Source organism: Streptomyces sp. NPDC096310, assembly GCF_044763125.1.
Classification (GTDB): Bacteria; Actinomycetota; Actinomycetes; order Streptomycetales; family Streptomycetaceae; genus Streptomyces.
In genome coordinates, this window is sequence record NZ_JBIWFO010000001.1 from 1,264,653 (window position 1) to 1,284,686 (window position 20,034).

Consider the following 20,034-nt stretch of genomic DNA (forward strand, 5'->3'; position numbering starts at 1 on the left):
CGGAAAGAGCCGGCGCGCGCCGGCACGCGTCCCGCTCGGCGGTGACGGGGGTGCTCAGGAGCCGCCTGCGGCGTGCTCGACGACGTACTCCCGGCACAGTTCGCGCAGGTCCTCGGCGTGCACCTCGCGCCAGCCGGCGGGGACGGACAGGCCGCTGGGCCACACCGCGTGCCGCCCCGTCCCGCTCTCGACCACCCGGAAGGTGCCGTACTCGTCCTCGTACGGATCCTCGGGCCAGGGCTCGGCGAGCACCTCCACCCGGCCGTCCGCGCACCGCCGCGCGGCGCGGCCCGCGCGCCACATCCGGGCGCCCGGCCGCCGGTAGGGGTCGGGGAGGAACCGCTCCGCGGTGTCCCCCGGCAGGCCGGGGTAGCCGGAGGCCACACCCGCGCCCGCGACACAGAGCGCGCCGGTGCCGCCGGGCGCCACCGGACGCAACGCGGCGTCCAGCACGTACACCTGGTGGTTCGGCGCGACCGTCACCCCTCCGTCCGCGCCGTGGACGCGCACCAGGCGCGCCTCCTCCGGTCCGCCGCGGTGGACGAGACGCAGACCGAGGTCCCGGGCGGCGCGGAGCAGAGCGGGATCGGGGTCGTACGCGTCGCCGGTCACGGTGAGGGAGCGCAGCGCCTCGGGGCGCCGGTCGGAGGCCGCGATCGCCTGGCAGAGCCGCAGCGCGGTCTCCTGCCCGGCCATCGCGTCCTGTGCCCCGCTCTCCGCCAGCCAGGCGGCGAGCGCCGGCGGGTCCCCGAGCGCGCCCGGGCGGGGAACGAGCACGGTGTTGCCCGCGGCGAGCGCCGCGAGAAGGTCCACCGCTCCGGCGGTACCGCCGTACGTGCCCTCGGCCAGCCAGGCGGCCCGGGCGCCCGGCAGGGTCTGCCGGCGGTACGCCGCCGCGGCGTCCACGCGTCGCGCGCCGATCCGGCAGCCGCCCGCGACCGCCCCCGCCTCACCGTGGAGGACGAGCCCCCGGTCGCCTCCGGCCCGGGCGGCGGCCGCCAGGGCGGCCACCTGGCCGACCGGGGAGGCGAACGGCGACGCCGGCCCCGCGGGAGCGGCCGCCCGCCCGGTCGGCGCGGCGCCGGTGGCGTTTTCGGCGCGGCGCGCCAGTTCCGCGTAGGTGATCACCGGTCCGGCCGGCCCCGCGCCGTCGGCGCGCTCCAGCGCCGGGGCATCGGAGGTCTCGCGGATCGTCGCCTCCAGCAGCCGTGCCACCGTGCCCGGTTCCAGGGGCTGTTCGTCGCCGTTCCACTGCCTCTGCGCCCGCTCCAGGGCCGCGGGGGCGATCAGGTCGAGGCGGCCGACACGCCGTTCGGGGTCGGCCATGGCCGAGTCGAGAAGAGTGATCCACGCGTCGACCAGACCGGCCGCGCTCTCCCCGGCCAGCACCTCGCCCCGGAAGAACGCCGTGACCGCGATGCCCTCGCAGGCGCCGGTGTGGCTCTGCTCCTCCGTCAGCACCAGGCTCAGATCGGCCCCGTCGTACGGAGCGGGCGCCGGCTCGGCCGCCGCCTCCACCCCCGCGACCTCGGCGGACGGAAGGGCCGGGCGCCACAGCGCGAGGGCGACGCCTCCCGGCAGGGCGGGCTCGGCGCCCGGCCGCAGGCAGGCCTGGACCACCGCCTCGTGGGTCCGCCGGACGAGTACGCCGAACGCCGGGTCGCCCGAGGTGTCGACCCGCAGGGCGCAAGCGGTGGTCAGCGGGGCCACGGTCCGGCGGGTGGCCGGGCCGCCGGGGCGTGCGACGGGGGCCGTGGTGACGATCGGGCCGGCGGCGCCCTGCCGGGTGAGGAGCGCGGCCAGCGCCGCGTGCAGCAGCGCGGACAGGGTGGTGTCGTGCTCCGCGGCGTACGCGGTGAGCCGAGCGTGCAGGTCGGCCCGGAGGCGGGCGCGGTGGACGCCGTGCCCCGGGACGCCGTCGTCCGGTCGTCGTCCGGTGGCGGTGGCGGTGGCGGTGGTGGTGGGCAGGGGGGTGGGCCGTACCGCGTCCGGTGCCGTGCCCCGGTCCCGGGGCTCCGGTCCGAGCGGGGGCAACGGCTCCCAGCGCGGTGCGTGTTCGTTCACCCGGGAGCGGTATGCCTCCAGCAGGTCGGCGCCGAGCGGTGCGAGCGACCAGACGTCGGCGAGCCACGGGTGCAGCAGGACCAGGAGCAGATGGTCGTCGGGACCCACCTGGTGCAGTTCGGCCCGCCACGCAGGCGTGGTGCCGTACGGATCGGGGAGCGGGTGGGCCGCCGCGCGCAGCACCTCGGCGACGCCGGTCCCGGACGGCGTACGGAGGACCGGCAGGTCGGCACGGACCGCGTCGGGGGCGCCGGTCGTGCGCTCACCGCCGCCGCCCCGCCCGGTGGCGGTGAACGTGGTGCGGAGCATCGCGTGGCGCCGTGCCACATCCCGCAGCGCGGTGCGCAGGGCCTCGGTGTCCAGGGGCCCGGTCAGCCGCAGCGGCAGCAACCGGCAGGTGTCCGTGTCCGGCCGGGGTGACGCGGATGCCGACGTCTCCCGTCCGGGGACGCCGTCAGGGCGGTGGGACCGGGCGGTCTCCTCGCCGAGGAGCGCGGCGAGCGCGGCCGGTGTGGGCGCCTCGTACAGCGCGCGCCCACCGGGATCGACCCCCAGGGTGGTCCGCAGCCGGGAGAGGAGCCGGGCGCCGGCGAGGGAGTGCCCGCCGGACAGGAAGAAGTCGGAGTCGGCGTGGAGGTCGCGCCTGGGCATGCCGAGGGTGTCGGCGAAGAGGTCGCACAGGGCCTCTTCGAGAGGGGTGGCGGGCGGCAGCCCGGGGGCGGACTCGCCGCGTACGGGCTCGGGCAGCGCCTTGCGGTCCACCTTGCCGTTGGTGGTGAGCGGCATGGCACCCAGAGTCGTGATGGTGGCGGGGACCATGTAGTCGGGGAGGCGTTCCCGCAGATACCTGCGGAGTACGAGAGCGGGGTCGACGGTACGGTCGAAGGCGGTCGGGGTGTTGGCGCAGTCGCTCAGCGCGCGGGGGTCGTCCTCCGGCGTGACGAACACGGATGTCAGCCGGCCCGGCGGAAGGTGCCGGGGGTCGAGCAGCACCACGTCCAGCGCCCCGTCCCCGGATCCGTCGGGTGATCCGTCGGCACCCGGCGCGTCCGAATCCCCTGCACCCGCATCCCGTACACCCGCATCCCGCGCACCCGACCAGGTCGCCAGGGCCCGGTAGCCCATCCGCTCGGCCAGCGCGCACAGCTCCTCAGGGTCCCCGGCCCCTCCCGCGCCGGCGGCGGGCGGCGACGCCAGGGCCGCCAGGGCCGCCGCCACTCCCGCGTCCCCGTCCAGCGCGGCCGTGGCTGCCCGTTCCCCCGCGGTGCGCGCGTCGGGCACGCCGGTGACACGGAGCCGGGCCGGCCGGTGCTCCTTCAGATGGCGGGCCAGGTCCTCCGCGTCGGCGATGTCCTCGCCCCAGGCGGCCCGGGGCGCCTCCCGCAGGTCGGCGGCGGGCGGAGCGGTGCCCAGCACCGCGTCGAACCGGTAGCGCGTCAGCTCGTTGTGGCAGTGGCCGCGCTTGACGCGGACATCGGTGGAGCGGATGCCGGGCAGGTCGCGCGCCAGGACGTCGAAGAAGCCGGGGTCGAGCAGCAGTTCGGTCTCCACGGTGACGCGTTCATGGATCTCCCGGCGTACGGCTTCGGCCTCCCGCGCCGGGTCGCCGGGAGCCAGGGCCACTCCGGTCTGGAGGTGGCGCTGCAGCGCGGCGTTGCGCAGATCGCCGAGGAACACGCAGCCGCCGGGCGCCAGCAGCGGCAGGACGCCCTCGATCACGGCGCGCAGGTAGCCGGCGTCCGGGAAGTACTGGACGACCGAGTTGAGCACGACGGTCGTGAAGTGGCCCCGTGGCAGCCCCGCGGTGACATCGGCGGCCTGGCAGCGCAGGGTCACCTTGTCGCGCAGCTCGGGCCGTTCGCGGAGCTGGAGCCGGAGCGCGTCGAGTACGGTCCCGGAGAAGTCGGTGGCCCAGTACTCGTCGGCGCCGGGCGCCAGGTGCGCCAGGAGCAGCCCGGTGCCCACGCCGATCTCCAGGACCCGGCGGGTGTCCAGCTCGCGGATGCGCGCCACGGTGGCGTCGCGCCACTCGCGCATCTCGTGCCGGGGGAGGGGCGCATGGTCGTAACTGCTGTTCCAGCCGACGAAGTTCTCGCCGAATCCCGCCGTGTCCGGCTCGCTGTAGAGCGTCTCGTAGATCTCGTGCCACTCGGCGGTCAGCGCGTCGCCGTCCGCGGTCCCGGACGTGGAGGGCACGACGTACGCGGCGAGGCTCTTGTCGCCGCTCGGGGTCCGGCGCGGGATCACGGTGGCCTGGGCGACGCTCGGATGCCCGACGAGCACCACCTCGATCTCGCCCGGTTCGATACGGAAGCCGCGCAGTTTCACCTGGTGGTCGACGCGGTCCTGGAAGACCAGGGCGCCGTCCTCGCGCACCGTGACCCGGTCTCCCGTGCGGTAGAGCCTGCGGTCCCCTCCGCCCCGGCCGGGGGCCTCGGCGGAGGCGGTCGGGTCGGGCACGAAGCGCTCCCCGGTCAGGCCGTCCTGGCCCAGATAGCCCAGGGCGAGGCAGGGTCCGCCGAGGTACAGCTCCCCGGTGCCGCCAGGACCCACCGGGGCGCCGTGGCCGTCCAGGACCCGGGTGACGGTGGCGCCGATCCCCGTGCCGATGGGGATCGGCCGGGTGAAGTCGTCGTGCTCGCCGATCTCGTGCCAGGTGGCGAAGGTGGTGGCCTCCGTCGGCCCGTACACGTTCAGCAGCCGGGCCGGGGGAGAGGCCTCCAGTACGCGCCGTACGGTACGGGGGTCGCACACCTCGCCGCCGAAGAGAAGGGTACGCAGCGGGGCGAAGGCCGCCGGCCGTTCGTTCGCGATCTGCTGGAAGAGCGCGGTGGTCAGGAAGAGGACGGTCACCCCGTGGTCGCGAACCGCCGACTCGAAGGCGATCGGGTCCAGGACGACGTCCTTCTCCAGCCCGACGACCGTGGCGCCGGCCCACAGCGTGGCCCAGATCTCGAACGTGATGGCGTCGAAGGCGGGGTTCGCCGCCTGCGCCACGTTGTCGTCCGCGGCTATGCGGACGTAGTCCGTGGAGTTCACCAGGTCGAGGACGGCGCGGTGCGGGACGACGACGCCCTTGGGCGCGCCCGTCGTCCCGGACGTGTAGCACACGTAGGCGGTCGCCTCGGGTCCCACGGGCACCGGGGCGAACGTGCTGTCCCTCTCCGTGATCCGCTCGGCGTCGGCGTCGAGGGCGATCACGGTCGGGCCCGTGTCCGCGTGCGCGTCGGCGAACCGGGACAGGGTGACGACGGCCCGCGCCGCGCAGTCGCGTGCGATCAGCCGCCGCCGCTCGGCCGGGTGGCCGGGGTCCAGCGGTACGTACGCGGCGCCCGCGCGTACGACCGCCAGGAAGGCCACCACCAGCTCCGCGCCCGGCGGCAGACAGAGCACCACATGGTCCCCGGGCCGCACCCCCCGCGACGCGAGATGACCGGCGAGCCGGGCGGCCCGTCCGTCCAGCTCGCGGTAGGTGAGCGCGGTCCCCTCCGCCGGATACGCCACCGCGAGCGCGTCGGGGGCCGATTCCGCGTGCCGGCTCACGGCTTCGACAAGCCCCGCGACCCTCTGGGATCCATCACTCTCGGACATGCGCATCCCACCCTTCCCCGTTTCATTCGCCCGGCCGCACGTCACGCGGCAGCGGCACCGGAGCCGCCCATGTCATTCGTCAATGAAATTCCGAGACGGACGATATCCGCGTGCGTTTCCACTTCACATTTCTGACGCACTCGCCGAATATAAGTATTGACGGTATGTACGCTGATTCCCAGTCTGGTGGCGATCTGACTGTATGTAAAACCCCGGGCGACGTACTTCACGACCTGGAGCTCTCTGGGCGACACGCTCTGGCCGTTCACGTGTGCCCCATTTTCGGGTTTACTCGCTGACCTGTGCAACGCACGTTCCCCCTGCGGATCATCGGCAAATCGAGCATGGTCAACCCTCAACGGACGTCAAATATAGGGTACTTGGCTCGCGGTCGCCATTTCAGGCCCTCTTGACTTTCCCGCCGGCCCATGGTTGGTGGTCATCCGGGGATTTCCTTTGGTGATATCAGTTCGTAAGCGGTCCGGATCACTCCGGGGTCGCGCAGAAGATCTTCCTGACTTACCGGGAACCGGATTTCCCGCCCGGTGCGCCCACCGGTCCGGCCCGTGGAGAGCAGAGAGGTCGCCGACGCCCAGCCGGGCCCCGGCCCCAGATGCCGCGCCGCCGCGAGGTACCCGGTGTAGGAACGGAACAGCCTCGTGAGCTGTTCGGCGAAGTGACCGCCGACGCCCATGCGCGCGAGGGCGGTCGCGTACGCCTCGCGGTACAGGGCGACGTACGCCTCCGCCGCCTTGTCGAAGTCGTCGCCCGTCACGTCACGGATCCGGTCGATCCCGTGGCGCAGTTCGGCCCGCTCCTCGTCGCTCACTCCGTCCATCCCGGCCACCGCCAGGCGGATGTCCCGGTCCAGACTCGCCACTCCGGGCACTTCCGGATCGAAGAGCAGCAGCACCGGCCGCGCGCCCTGCCGGCGCTCCACGATGTCCGCCAGACGTGAGGCGAACACGCTCCCCGCGCAGTAGCCGAGCACCGCGCGCACCGGGCGGGCGGCGGGCCCGTACGGCACCTGGCCGGCCCACCAGTGCAGGTGGTGCCGCGCCCGGTCGTCCTCGCCTCCCGCGGTGGGTACGCCGGGCGGCGGCACCGCCTGCCGTAGGTCGAGAGAGCCCGGGAGCAGCCCGGCGAGTTCGGCGAACGTCGCCTCGCGCCGCCCCGTCGTGGCGAAGTCCACCGCGAGCACCACATCCCCGTCGGCGTCCGGGACCAGCGGAGCCCAGGCGGGTCCCGCGTCACCGCTGCCCGGCATCCGGTCCCTCCCCGTACACCTCGGCGGCCACGGCCACGATCTCGGCGAAGCGGGGCACCTCCGCGAAGCGCGCCTCAAGGGCGTCCGCGAGCGCCGCCACGGTCCGGTGACCGAACAGGGTCGCCACCGGCAGCTCGATGCCCAGGACGGCCTGGACACGGGCGAGGACCCGCACGGCGCGCAGCGAACTCCCGCCCAGCGTGAAGAAGTCCGCGTCCACCCGCGCGACGGGCACGTCGAGCACATCGGCCCAGACGGCGGCCAGCCAGCGCTGAAGGTCACCGGCGGGCGCCGCGGCGCCCTCGGACGCGGCGGGGCCGTCCGGCCGCTCGCCGGGGCCCCCGGGGAGCGTGTCCCGCGACGGCGACGGCAGGTCCGTGACCGGTACGAAGCGCAGACCCACCGCCTCGTCCGGCAGCGTCTGCGCGGTGTGCGCACGCAGCTCCGCCTCGCCGGGCGGCGAACCGGGCTCCGGCACGTAGTAGACGGTCAGTTCGGCCGGGGCGCTCTCCCGCGACGGTGCGCCACCCGCTGTGAGAAGGTCCTCCAGGGCGTCGAGCTGGGAAGGGGAGAGGCCGGCGATTCCGGGGAAGGACACGGAGTTCCTTTCTGCCACTGCTCAGCGGGTCGCGGTCACGACGGTCATCCGGTCCGTCCACCAGTACTGACAGTCCGGCGGCGGCTGGAGACCGTCCACGACCTCCACCGCGAACGAGGAGAAGTACCGCAGCAGTCCCCGCTGGTGACGGCGGCTCAGCGAGTCCCGCTCGTTGGTGTAGTACGTGAAGACCCCGCCGGAGCGCAGATGGGCGGCGGCCTCGCAGAAGAACGCCTCCGCGACCGTGCTGTCCCGCAGCACGTACTGGTCGAACTCGGCCTCGCTGGTGGGGAAGGCGTCCCACAGGATGCCGTCGAAGTCCCCGAGCCGCGGCAGCGCGGCCTGCCAGTGCCCCCGCAACAGCTCGATGTCGGAACCGGGGCGCTCGGCCGCCCACCGCCTGGCCTTGTCCAGCACCCCGTCGTTGTACTCGACGATGGTGTGCGAACGCACCCCCTGCTCCTCGATGAAGGTCGCCGACAGCCCGAGGCCGAACCCGATCTCCAGGATGTCGCCGTGGGTGGCGGTCACACGCTCCGCCATGCGGTGCATGAGCCGTTCCTCCCAGTCCTGCATGACCTGCTGGCCCTCGATGAGGAGCTGGTCGTCGTGGTAGTCGGCCTCGCTCTCGTGCCAGTTCGCGTGGATCTCGCCGCGCGTGGTGCCGCCGATGTAGTCGGGCGCGATGACGTCGAGATGGCGTAGCTGCTCGGCCAGCTCGTCGACGGCGCGGTGGATCACCCAGCGCCGCTGTTCCGCGCGCGGCGCGTCGATGAAGGTGTCCCGCCGGATGTCGAGATCCACGGCGAAGTCCTTGTAGCGGCGCAGCATGGTCACCTTCCGGTCGGCGGGGTGGTCGGGAGGACGTCCGCCCCGGTGACCGCGCGCAGCGCGGCCGCGGCCACCTCGGGCGGTACGGCGGACAGGAGCGCGGCCGTCCGCTGCGCCGGGGTGGCGCCGGGCGGCGTCGCGGCCACGGTGGCGGAACGTACCCCCGGATGGTCGGCCACATGGGCGGCGATCCGGCCGAGCCGTACCCGGACGCCCCGGAGCACGGCCAGGTCGTCGGCCGTGCCGCACAGCTCGATGTCGCCGGACGGCCGCATCCGCGCCAGCTCACCCGTCCGCACCAGACGGGCTCCGGCCGGCAGTTCCGGGTGGCGGCTCTCCACGAGACGCCGCCGGTCGAGGGCGGCGTTCGTGACCCCGTCGACCCCGTCGCCGTCGTCGTCGGAGGTCAGGCAGAGTTCGCCGAGGACGCCGTGGGGCACCGCCCGGCGCCGGTCGTCGACGATGACGGCCGAGCCGTCGCCGACGACGAGTCCACGACTCTCCTCCGGGCCGCCGGTCATCGCCCTGACCAGCGCGGCCAGGCCCCCTCCCGCGTCCGTGTGCAGGTGGTACATGCGCGCGGCCGGAGCCAGTGCGGCGAAGCGGCGCGCCGTGTGCTCCCGGGGGGCCTCACCGATGGTGATCACGGTCCGCAGGGCCGCGAGGTCATCGGCACGACCTGGCTCGGCCGACACCTGGCCGACCAGGTCGGCCAGCGCGCTCGGCAGGAGGAAGAGCGTGTCCACGCCGTCCCGGACCAGCGTCGCCGCCAGCACCTTCGGGTCGGTCCGTTCGCCGGGACCGGGCAGGACGGCGGTACCACCGTGCGCGAGCGGCCACAGCAACTCCCAGACGGCGTGCGCCCGGGCGGGCGGTGTGGCGTGCAGGACCGTGGGCGTCCGCGTGCCGAAGTACCGGACGGCCCACGCGGTGTGGCGGGCGAACGCCCGGTGCGCGACGACGGCCGGATACGGCGGGTCGGCCGGCCCCGTCGTGCACACCGCGTACATCGGGCGTCGTTCGTCGCCGGGCCCGTCCGCCGGGTACGGCACCGCGTCCGCCGTCCCGTACACCTCACCCTCACCCTCACCCGAGCCCGAGTCCTGCCGCGGCCGGGCCCCGACGAACAGCGGCCGCACACCGGACGGCACGGCCGACATGTCCGCGTCCTCGGCGACAACCGCGAACGGGTTGCCGGTCCGTGCGACGAGATCCGCGACGCGCTCCCGCGACCAGCGCGGGTCGACGGGCACGAAGGCCCGGCCGAGGCTGTTCACCGCGAGCATCGCGGCGATCAGCGCGGGCCCCTCCGGGAGTACGAGCGGCACGAACGCCGCCATCGGCGCCGCGTCGCGCAACCGGCCGCGTACCTCCTCGACGAGCGCCGACAACGCGCCGTAGGTCATGCCCCGGCCGTCCGAGACGAGAGCCGTGCGCTCCGGCCACCGCCGGGCGGCGGCCTCGAACCGCACCGCGAGCGGCGCCTGTTCCTCGGCCCCGGGGGCCGGGGCGGCGGCCACGGCCAGCGACCGGTCGGCCGGACGCGCGGCGTCAATGTCCCGCACCCGCAGATCAGGATCCGCGACGACCTGGTCCACCAGCGTCAGGAAGCTCGCCACCATGCGCTCCGCGGTCTCCGGGCCGAACACCTCGGCGCAGTACCACAGGCGCCCGCTCAGCGTCCCGTCCTCGTCGTCACCGACGGCCAGCGTGAGGTCGAGCGCGGAGGACCGCACGGGCACATGCGCCGGCCGGACCTCGCAGCCGGGCAGCCGCAGCGCACCCCGCTGCTCCTCGTCCATCACGAACAGCGTCTGGAACATCGGGTTCCGGGTCGCGGAGCCGTGTCGCCCGACGGCGCGGGCGATCTCGTCCACCGGGACATGCCCGGCGGCCTGCGCGGCCAGTGTGCTCCTGCTGACGCGGCGCACCGTCTCGGCGAAGGTGGGGTTGTCCTCCAGCCGTGCCCGTACCGGAAGGGTGTTGACGAAGAACCCGATCAGCCCCTCCAGCTCCTCCGAGCCCCGGTTGGCGGCGGGCACGCCGACCGCCAGGTCGTACGTTCCGCTGTAGCGCGCCAGCAGGACGGAGAACAGCGCGAGGAGGGTGTGGTAGCGGGTGACCCCCTCGCGGCGCGCGAGGGCCGCGAGGGCGGCGGCCTGACGGCGCGGCACGGTGAAGCGCCGCTCGTCGCCCACGCGGGTGGGCCGCTCGGGCGGAAGCAGGTCGGCGGGCAGGGCTTGTTCGGGCAGTCCCTCCAGATACTCCCGCCAGAATCCGAGCCCTTCCGTCACCCGCCGCCGGAACGCCGGGTCCGCCTGCCAGTCGCAGAAGTCCACATAGCGCGCGCCGAGCGTACGCGGCGCGGACGGCGCGCCCCGCAGGGCGCGGGCGTACGCGCCGCTCAGCTCGTCGAGGAACAGCCCCACCGACCACTCGTCGAACGCCACATGGTGGACGGCGAAGGCGAGGAGGGTCCGCCCGGCCGCGCACTCGACCACCGTCGCGCGCAGCACCCGGCCCGACCGGAGGTCGAACGGGCGTGAGACGAACGCGGCCAGCACGGAGTCCCGCGACTCCAGTTCCTCCTGGACGGAGTGCGGGACGGAGGCCGTCTCCACCGGGACGTCCGGCGCGACCACGACCTGGGTGAGCCGGGTGCCGTCGAGCCGTACGGCCGTACGCAGCGGCTCGTGCCGCTCCGCCACCGCCCGCAGCGCGGCGTGCAGAGCCGGCACGCTGACACCGCCCGTGACCTCGAAGGCGAGCGGGATGTGGTAGGCGGCGGAGTCCGGCAACAGGCGCTGGAGGAACCACATCCGCTCCTGGCCGGACCAGCACGGACCCGTGTCGCCCGTCGTGCGCGGCAGCAGCCGGGGCGGACCGCTCCCGTCGTCGTGCCCGCTCTCCCGCGTCATCACCCCGGCCGCGACGAGGGCCGACGCGAGAGCGGCCACCGTGGGCTCCTCGAAGAACCGGGCGACGTCGACGGCCACGCCGTACCGTCCGCGCAACCGGGTCAGCAACTGGATGGCGAGCAGGGAGTTGCCGCCCAGGTCGAGGAAGCTGTCCCGTTCCGCGATCTCCTGGTCGCCCAGCAGTTCCCGCCACACGGCGGTGACCGCGGCGACCGCCGCGCGCCGGGCCTGCCCCTCGCCCGGCGGGTCCCCGTCGGCCCCGGCGGTGTCCGCGCTCCGGGGCGGACGGCCCGACGGGCCGAGCGTGCGCGGTGTGCCACCCCCGTGGGAGTGCACCACGTACCGCTGCGGGCAGGCGTAGTCCGGCAGCCGCTCCGCCGCCCGCCCGGCGAGCATCCCGACGAGCCCTTCCGCGTCCCCGGCGACCGCGGTCCCGACCACCTCGGCGACCAGCAGGTCCCTGCCGTCCGGCCCCGGCTCCGTGGTCACCGCGACCTTCTCGACCCCGGCCACCTCGGCCAGTACGCCCTCGACCTCACGCGGCTGCACGGTGAAGCCCCTGATCTTCAGACGCGTGTCGATGCGCCCCGCGAAGCGGAAACCGCCGTCGGTGAGGGCCACCGCCCGGTCCCCGGTCGCGTACATACGGGCACCGGGGCGGCCCGCGAACGGGTCGGGCAGGAACCGTTCCGCCGTGCGCGCCGGCTGTCCCACGTAGCCGCGCGCCGTGGCCAGCCCGCCGACGTACAGCTCTCCCGGAACGCCCGGCGGCCGCCGGCGCAGCCCCGCGTCGAGCACATAGGCGTGGACGCCGGGCAGCGGCCGGCCGATCACCCCGCTGCCCACCGGGTCACCGGGCGCCAGGGGACCGTCCACGACGGAGGTGATGGCCTGCTCGGTCGACCCGTACATGTTGAACGTCCGGCATCCCGGCCCGGCGACGGCCTGCCAGCGGGCGATGTCGTCGGCGGCGACCTCCTCGCTGCCGACCGCGACGGTCCGCACACATCCGGGAGGCGGCGGCACGTCGCCCGCCTCCACCGCCGACAGCCACGCGGTCCAGAAGGAGGTCGGCAGATCGAGGGTGCTGACCTGGAATTCCTCCAGGAACGCGGTGAACCGCACGAGGTCGCCCGCGGTCGCGGGATCCATCAGGGTGAGCGCGGCACCCGCCGTCCACGCGCTGAACGCCTCTTCCAGCGTGATGTCCACACCGAGCGAGGTGAACTGGAGCACCCGGTCCGCCGGGGTGAGCTCCCAGCGCTCGGCCATCCGGGTACAGGTGTTGGCCAGCGCCGCGTGCTCGGTCAGTACGCCCTTGGGCGCACCGGTCGAGCCCGAGGTGAACACGACGTAGGCGAGGTCCGAGCCCGTCCCGGCCCACCGCGCCACGGGCGCCGGGCGCTCCGGCCCCTGTGCCTCCGCCACCGGGAGCACCAGGGACAGCCCGGCGTCCTGTGCGAGAGCGGTGTGCTCCGCGTCCACGAACACCTGCCGCAGGCCCGCCACCTCGGCGACCTCCGCGATACGGGCCGGCGGCCACGACGGATCCAGGGGCACATACGCCGCGCCACCGCCGAGCACCCCCAGCACCGTGGCCAGGAAGTACGGGCGACGTGCCCCCAGATAACCGACCGGCAGCTCCGCGCCCTCGGCAGGGGTGCCGAGTGCCCGTACCGAGGCCGCGACGGAGTCCGCCATCGCGCCCAGTTGCTCAAAGGAAAGATCACCGTATGCGCCCGTGACGGCCACGGCGTCGGGATGTGCCGCGCGCCGCGCGGTGAACGCCTCGCATACGGACGCCCATGCCCCCGAATCGACCACTGCGGTCTCCTCACATCATCCGACGGAACGTCACATGTCGTTACTCATCACGGCTTTTCGTTGTCCGAGGATTACTACGCAAGCTCCCGCCAATCCACTAGACACATTTGCCGACGGCAGGCGCACACACCATTCACCAGAACCTGTGACTTGACAGGTTTGGGTGCCATCGATCTAGTTCCTTCCGGTACGACGCCCCGTTGACAGCCCCTCATCCCTGTGGCAGCTTCGGCGCATCACGGCTCCGCCCTTCCACCACGTCTGTGAAACGCCGCCCCGCGCACGCGCGAGGGAATGTCCCCGCCGACACGGCACGCGGCGTCCTGCCCCGTTGGGAGAGCTGAGTTGTCACCGTCATCCGCCGTACCCGCCACCGCCCGCGTTCCCTGGCACGGCCCCTCGCGCCGGATTCCCCCGGCCACACTCCCCGAACTGTTCGAGGCCCAGGCCGCGGCCACACCCGACCGCACCGCCCTGGTCTTCGAGGGGAGCCGGACCCGCTACGACCGGCTCGACGCCGACGCCAACCGCCTCGCGCACCTGCTGCTGGAGCGCGGCGTTGGCCCCGGCGACCGGGTCGCGGTGGCGGTCCCGCGCTCCGTGGAGCTGGTGGTCGCCCTGCTCGCGGTGGTCAAGAGCGGAGCGGCGTACGTACCCGTCGACCCCGACCACCCCCGCGACCGCGTCCGCCGGCTGCTGCGCGACGCCGCGCCCCGCGTGGTGCTCACCACCACCCCGGTCGCCGAGACCGTGGACGCGCCCGACGGCGCCGTCCTCCTGGACGATCCGCGCACCGCCGCCTCGCTGGCGGCCCTCCCGTCGTCGTCACCCACCGGGCCGGGCTACGGAGCCCCGCCCACTCCCGGCCATCCCGCCTACGTCATCTACACCTCGGGCTCCACCGGCCACCCCAAGGGCGTCGTGGTCCCACACCACGCCGTCGTCAACCGCCTGCTGTGGATGCAGCACACCTACGGGCTGGAGGCCGACGACCGCGTCCTGCAGAAGACTCCCGCCGGCTTCGACGTCTCGGTCTGGGAGTTCTTCTGGCCCCTGATCACCGGCGCCACGCTGGTCATCGCCCGGCCCGGCGGCCACAAGGACCCCGGCCACCTCGTCCGGCTCATCCGCGGCGAGCGGGTGACCACCGTCCACTTCGTACCGTCCATGCTGCGGTACTTCCTCCAGGCACCTGGCGCGTCCGGGTGCGACAGCCTGCGCCGCGTGTTCTGCAGCGGCGAGGCCCTTCCGGCCGATCTCGTGGAGCCCTGCCTCCGTACGCTCGGGGCCGGCCTCCACAACCTGTACGGCCCCACCGAGGCGACCGTCGACGTCACCTCCTGGCCCTGCCTCCCGGGCGGCGACACCTCCGTGACGGTCCCGATCGGCAGGCCGGTGTGGAACACCAGCGCGTACGTCCTCGACGGGGCGCTGCGCCCGGTCGAGGACGGCGGGATCGGCGAGCTGTACCTGGCCGGTGCCCAACTCGCCCACGGCTACCTCGGCAAGCCGGCGCTGACGGCGGGCAGCTTCGTCCCGGACCCCTTCGGAGCACCGGGCGCCCGCATGTACCGCACCGGTGACCTCGCCGCCTGGCACGCGGACGGATACCTCCTCTTCCACGGGCGCGCCGACCACCAGGTGAAGGTGCGCGGGTTCCGTATCGAGCCCGCGGAGATCGAGGCGGCACTGACCGCGTGTCCCGAAGTCGGGCAGGCGGTCGTCGTCCTGCGCGAGGACCGGCCGGGCGACCCCCGCCTGGTGGCGTACGTGACCCCCGCACCCGGCGTCGGCGCCGCCCGGCCGGACGACCCCGTCATCGCGCGCCTGCGGGACGCACTGGCGGCACGGCTGCCCGACTACATGGTGCCCGCGGCGTTCGTCACCCTGGACGCGCTGCCCCTGACCCCCAACGGCAAGCTGGACCGACGCGCCCTCCCGGCACCCGGAAACCCCGCCCCGGCCCGCACCGGCCGGGAACCGCGCACACCCGTGGAACGTACCTTGTGCGCACTGGCCGCAGAGGTCCTGGGCGCCGCCGGCCTGACCATCGACGACAACTTCTTCCACCTCGGCGGGAACTCCCTGCTCGCCGTCCGCTACGCCGCGGGCATCCACACCGCGTTGGGCACGCCGATCGAGGACGTGAGGGTCTTCTTCCAGGCACCGACCGTCGCGGAGCTGGCCGCACGGCTGTTTCCCACGGCACACGAGGGCACCGGGGGGCTTGGTGCCCGGAACTGATCGATGGACCGGCAGGCGCTCTCCCGCCAGGGCCCGACAGCTCCAGGGAAGTCCGTTGCCGGAGAGCCGCCCACCGCGTCAAGCAGGCCCTCGCCGATACACCCACATGGTTCGAACCCACCACTCCATGGTGAAGTGTGGGTGCTGACCATATCGGTGAGGCTCCGAGCGCTGCTTAGGGTGCGGAGTATGACCGCGCCCACCACACCAGGTCCTGCCCCGCGTACGCAGGGCTCCCGCACCGGGGACGGCCCGGCCGCCAGTGGCCCCGGCCCCGCCGGCATCGCCGCCGCTCCCGGCGGGCTCGCTCCCGTCGCGCTCGACCTCGGCGGCCGCATCGCGCTGGTCACCGGCGCCGCGAGCGGCATCGGCCGCGCCTGCGCGCTGCGGCTCGCCGCGGCCGGGGCCGGCGTCAGAGCGGTGGACCGGGACGGCGAGGGGCTGGCGTCCCTGGCCGGGCAGGCCGAAAGCTTCGGAGCGGCGGGGACCTTCGACGCGCGGGTCCTCGACCTGACCGACCTCGACGCGGCGGAGCGGGCGGCCGAGGGCGCGGACATCCTGGTCAACAACGCCGGGCTGCAACTGGTGCGCCCCATCGAGGACTTTCCGCCCGACGTGTTCCACACCGTCCTCACCGTCATGCTGGAGGCCCCCTTCCGGCTGATCCGGGGCGCGCTTCCCCATATGTATGCCGAGGGTTGGGGCCGGATCGTCAATATCTCCTCCGTACATGGGCTGCGCGCCTCCCCCTACAAGTCGGCATATGTGGCCGCCAAACACGGTCTCGAAGGACTCTCCAAGACCGCGGCCCTCGAAGGCGCCTCGCACGGAGTCACCTCCAACTGCATCAATCCCGGCTATGTGCGTACGCCACTGGTCGAGAAGCAGATCGCGGACCAGGCACGGACGCACCAGATCCCTGAGGAAAGGGTCGTCGCGGATGTCCTGCTCCAGGACTCCGCACTGAAGCGCCTCCTCGAACCGGACGAGGTCGCCGAGGCGGTCGCCTATCTCTGCACCCCGCAGGCGTCCTTCATCACGGGCACGTCGCTCGCGCTCGACGGCGGATGGACCGCGCATTAGCTCCGGTCCGGCTCCGGTCCGGCGAATCCTTCCGGGCCCGTGAGCGGGCGACGCCTCGCACGCCCGCACGCGCGCACCGCCCGCTCGTCGCGTCGCGGCGCCGGAGCGGAAGGTGTCCGCATCGCGTCCGTTGTCCACAGGCCGGCGCGGCTGACCGAATGACAGGTAATGCTGTGTCCATGTCCCAGCCGCAGTCCAACTCCCGCTTCTGCCATCACGACCAGCTCTCCTACCTGGAACTCCTCGCACGCGGCGCGGCGGCGGAGGCATTCGACCGGCCCGCGCTGCTGGCCCGCGCGGACGGCGGGGGCCCGGAGGCCCTGGCCGCGCTGGAGCGCGCCAAGCGGCTCGCTCTGAGAGTGCGGGCCGAGCTGGCGGAGCGACGACGCCGGGAGGCCGAGCTGTCGGCGCTCTTCGCAACCGCGCACGACCTCGCGGGACTGCGCGATCTCGACGCCGTGCTCCGGGCCATCGTGCAGCGCGCGCGTTCCCTGCTCGGCACCGAGGTCGCCTATCTCTGCCTGAACGACCCGGCCGCGGGCGACACCTATATGAGGGTCACCGAGGGGTCGGTGTCGGCCCGATTCCAGCAACTGCGGCTCGGGATGGGGGAGGGGCTCGGCGGACTCGTCGCCCAGACCGCGCGTCCGTATGTCACCGACAGCTATTTCGACGATCCGCGTTTCCGGCACACCAGGGCCATCGACTCCGGCGTACGCGACGAAGGACTGGTCGCCATCCTCGGCGTGCCGCTGATGCTCGGCAGCCAGGTCATCGGGGTGCTCTTCGCCGCGGACCGCCGCGCCCGGGTCTTCGAGCGGGAACAGATCTCACTGCTGGCCTCGTTCGCCGCCCATGCGGCGGTCGCCATCGACACCGCGAACCTGCTCGGGGAGACCCGCTCGGCGCTCGCGGAACTGGAGAAGGCCAACGAGATCATCAAGGAACACAGCGCGGCCATCGAGCGCGCCTCGGACGTGCACGACCGGCTGACCGAACTGGTCCTGGGCGGCGGCGGTGTCCATGACGTGGCGAGCGTGCTCTCCGAAGTACTGGACGGCACGGTGGAGTTCGCCGGGCCGGAGTCCCCTTCCGTGACCGCGCTGGACCTGACCGGCACCGAAGGCCGTGCCACACGCCACGGCGAGGTCTGGGGAGCCGCGGTCTGGGCCGGCGGCGAACTGCTCGGGGCGCTCGTCCTGCGTGGCCATCCCGCTCTCGACTCCGTCGACCGGCGCACCCTGGAGCGGGCCGCCATGGTCACCTCGCTGCTGTTGCTGGCCCGTCGCTCCGCCGGAGAGGCCGAGCAGCGGGTGCGCGGCGAGTTGCTGGACGACCTCCTCGACGCCCCCGACCGCGACCCCCGCCTGCTGCGCGAGCGGGCCGTCCGGCTCCACGCGGATCTCGACGCGCCGCATGTGGTGCTGGCCGCCCGGATCGACGGCCCCGCCCCCGGCACCCCGGGAGCCACCGAACGGGAGACGGCCGACCGGCGCCGCCTGTGGTCCGCCGCCTCCCATCTCGCCGCCACCGGACGGGGACTGGCCGCCACGCGCGACGGAGGTACTGTCCTGCTCCTGCCGCTCGCCCCTGACGACACCGCCGCCGACCTCGCCCGCCGTACGGCCAAGCAGCTCGGCGGGGCCCTGCGCGAGCCCGTCACCGTAGGGGCCTCGGCGGCCGTGGAGTCACCCGCGGCGCGTCCGGGCGCGACAGCCGAGGCGTACGCGGAGGCCCGGCGCTGCCTCGACGCGCTCCGGCTGCTCGGCCGCTCGGGCGACGGCGCCGCCGCTCAGGACCTCGGCTTCCTCGGGCTGCTGCTCGCCGACGCCCGGGACATCGAGGGTTTCGTGCACCGCACCATCGGTGAAGTGATCTCCTACGACCTGCGTCGCTCCACCGACCTGGTCCGCACCATGAGGGCCTACTTCGCGTCCGGGATGAGCCCGGCCCGTACGAAGGACGAACTGCACGTCCACGTCAACACGGTCGCCCAGCGCCTGGAACGCGTCGCCCGGCTGCTCGGCACGGACTGGCAGTCACCGGCCCGAGCCTTGGAGATTCAACTGGCCCTGCGGCTGCACGCCATGTCCGACGCCGTCGTCCGCTGAACGCGCGGTTCACCGGTGGCCCGCCGCCGGACGCTTCAGGCGCCGGAGGTACGGGAGCCGGCGTCGGCCTGCAGCGGCGCGGGCACGCCCGGCTGCGCGGGATCCGCCTCGACATCCGTCAGGTCGCGGTGCCGGGTCTCCCGGGCACACGCGATGGCCACGACCGTGATGAGGGCGGCGGCGATGACGTACAGGGCGATCGGCGTCGAGCTGTCGTAGTCGGCGAGCAGCGCCGTCGCGATCAGCGGGGCCGGTGCGCCTGCCGCGACCGAGGAGAACTGCGCGCCGATCGACGCGCCCGAGTAGCGCATGCGGGTCGCGAACATCTCCGAGAAGAAGGCTGCTTGGGGCGCGTACATCGCACCGTGCAGCACCAGTCCGACGGTGACGGCAAGGAGCAGATTACCGAAGCCGGCGCTGTCGATCAGGGCGAAGAACGGGAACATCCAGGCCCCGACCCCGACCGCACCGATCACATACACGGGCCTGCGGCCGATGCGGTCCGACAGCGCGCCCCATGCGGGGATGACCGCGAAGTGGACGGCGGAGGCGATGAGTACGGCGTTGAGCGCGGTCTGTTTGCTCAGCCCCGCCGAGTTCGTCGCGTACACCAGGATGAACGCGGTGATCACGTAGTAGCTGATGTTCTCCGCCATGCGCGCGCCCATCGCGACCAGTACGTCCCGCCAGTGGTGGCGCAGAACGGCGATCAGCGGCATCGTCTCGGCATCGGCCCCGCCGTCCGCTGCCGCGCGCCGAGCGGCCTGGGCCAACGCGGCCTTGAAGACCGGGGATTCATCGACGGAGAGCCGGATCCACAGACCGACGATCACCAGCACACCGGAGAGCAGGAACGGTATGCGCCATCCCCATGAGACGAACTGGCCGTCCGAGAGCAGTGCGGTCAGTGCCGCGAGCACCCCGGTGGCGAGCAGCTGTCCGGCCGGAGCCCCGGTCTGCGGCCACGAGGCCCAGAACCCACGCCGTTCGGCGTCCCCGTGCTCCGACACCAGCAGCACGGCCCCGCCCCACTCACCACCGAGTGCGAACCCCTGGACCAGCCGCAACACGGTCAACAGCACGGGAGCGGCCGTACCGATGGTGGCGTGCGTGGGCAGCAGCCCGATGGCGAACGTCGCTCCGCCCATCAGCAGCAGACTGAGGACCAGCAGCTTCTTGCGGCCGATCCGGTCCCCGTAGTGGCCGAACACCAGCGCCCCGAGCGGCCGGGCGGCGAACCCCACGGCGTAGGTGAGGAAGGACAGCAGTGTTCCGACGAGCGGATCGGAGCCGGGGAAGAACAGCTTGTTGAACACCAGGGCCGCTGCGGATCCGTACAGGAAGAAGTCGTACCACTCGATGGTCGTGCCGATGAGGCTGGCGGCGACGATGCGCTTGAGAGAGCTGGGTGTTGGCGGAGCGGATGCCGAGGCAGCCATGGTCACCACTTCCGGGCGGGTGTCGGGGACGATCTCGTGTCGCCACACCGTAGAAAGAGGCAGG

10 protein-coding genes are annotated in these 20,034 nt (G+C 73.6%); 3 read left to right on the top strand and 7 right to left on the bottom strand.

Annotated features, from left to right (window positions below):
• Positions 1 to 54: 54 nt before the first annotated feature.
• The 6 genes from ACIQ7D_RS05045 to ACIQ7D_RS05070 form a co-directional block, all read right to left on the bottom strand.
• Positions 55 to 5,655: an amino acid adenylation domain-containing protein gene (locus ACIQ7D_RS05045; protein WP_403933618.1), complete on the bottom strand. Its 5,601-nt coding sequence runs from the start codon at positions 5,653 to 5,655 to the stop codon at positions 55 to 57.
• Positions 5,656 to 5,696: 41 nt separating this feature from the next.
• On the bottom strand, positions 5,697 to 5,924 hold the full coding sequence (locus ACIQ7D_RS05050) for a helix-turn-helix transcriptional regulator (protein ID WP_403933620.1): 228 nt from the start codon (positions 5,922 to 5,924) through the stop codon (positions 5,697 to 5,699).
• A 170-nt stretch (positions 5,925 to 6,094) separates the two neighbouring features.
• Positions 6,095 to 6,922, bottom strand: coding sequence for a hypothetical protein (locus ACIQ7D_RS05055; RefSeq protein WP_403933622.1), 828 nt, complete (start codon positions 6,920 to 6,922; stop codon positions 6,095 to 6,097).
• Positions 6,906 to 7,520 (bottom strand): phosphopantetheine-binding protein, encoded by a 615-nt coding sequence (locus tag ACIQ7D_RS05060; RefSeq protein WP_403933623.1) that lies wholly within the window; start codon positions 7,518 to 7,520, stop codon positions 6,906 to 6,908. The genes ACIQ7D_RS05055 and ACIQ7D_RS05060 overlap by 17 nt, the downstream gene beginning before the upstream one ends.
• 21 nt (positions 7,521 to 7,541) lie before the next feature.
• Complete coding sequence (locus tag ACIQ7D_RS05065) at positions 7,542 to 8,351, bottom strand: class I SAM-dependent methyltransferase (protein WP_403933625.1); 810 nt, start codon at positions 8,349 to 8,351, stop codon at positions 7,542 to 7,544.
• A gap of 2 nt (positions 8,352 to 8,353) precedes the next feature.
• Positions 8,354 to 13,093 (bottom strand): amino acid adenylation domain-containing protein, encoded by a 4,740-nt coding sequence (locus ACIQ7D_RS05070; RefSeq protein ID WP_403933627.1) that lies wholly within the window; start codon positions 13,091 to 13,093, stop codon positions 8,354 to 8,356.
• Between the two features lie 345 nt (positions 13,094 to 13,438).
• Here ACIQ7D_RS05070 and ACIQ7D_RS05075 point away from each other — a divergent pair, with 345 nt between their 5' ends.
• From ACIQ7D_RS05075 to ACIQ7D_RS05085, 3 genes are all read left to right on the top strand, one after another.
• A complete protein-coding gene (locus ACIQ7D_RS05075; protein ID WP_403933628.1) occupies positions 13,439 to 15,337 on the top strand; it encodes an amino acid adenylation domain-containing protein in 1,899 nt (632 codons plus the stop codon).
• A gap of 189 nt (positions 15,338 to 15,526) precedes the next feature.
• Positions 15,527 to 16,420 (top strand): 3-hydroxybutyrate dehydrogenase, encoded by an 894-nt coding sequence (locus ACIQ7D_RS05080; protein WP_403933630.1) that lies wholly within the window; start codon positions 15,527 to 15,529, stop codon positions 16,418 to 16,420.
• A gap of 179 nt (positions 16,421 to 16,599) precedes the next feature.
• On the top strand, positions 16,600 to 18,531 hold the full coding sequence (locus ACIQ7D_RS05085; protein WP_403933632.1) for a helix-turn-helix domain-containing protein: 1,932 nt from the start codon (positions 16,600 to 16,602) through the stop codon (positions 18,529 to 18,531).
• A 35-nt stretch (positions 18,532 to 18,566) separates the two neighbouring features.
• Here ACIQ7D_RS05085 and ACIQ7D_RS05090 read toward each other — a convergent pair whose 3' ends face one another.
• On the bottom strand, positions 18,567 to 19,970 hold the full coding sequence (locus ACIQ7D_RS05090; RefSeq protein WP_403933634.1) for an MFS transporter: 1,404 nt from the start codon (positions 19,968 to 19,970) through the stop codon (positions 18,567 to 18,569).
• Positions 19,971 to 20,034: the final 64 nt, after the last annotated feature.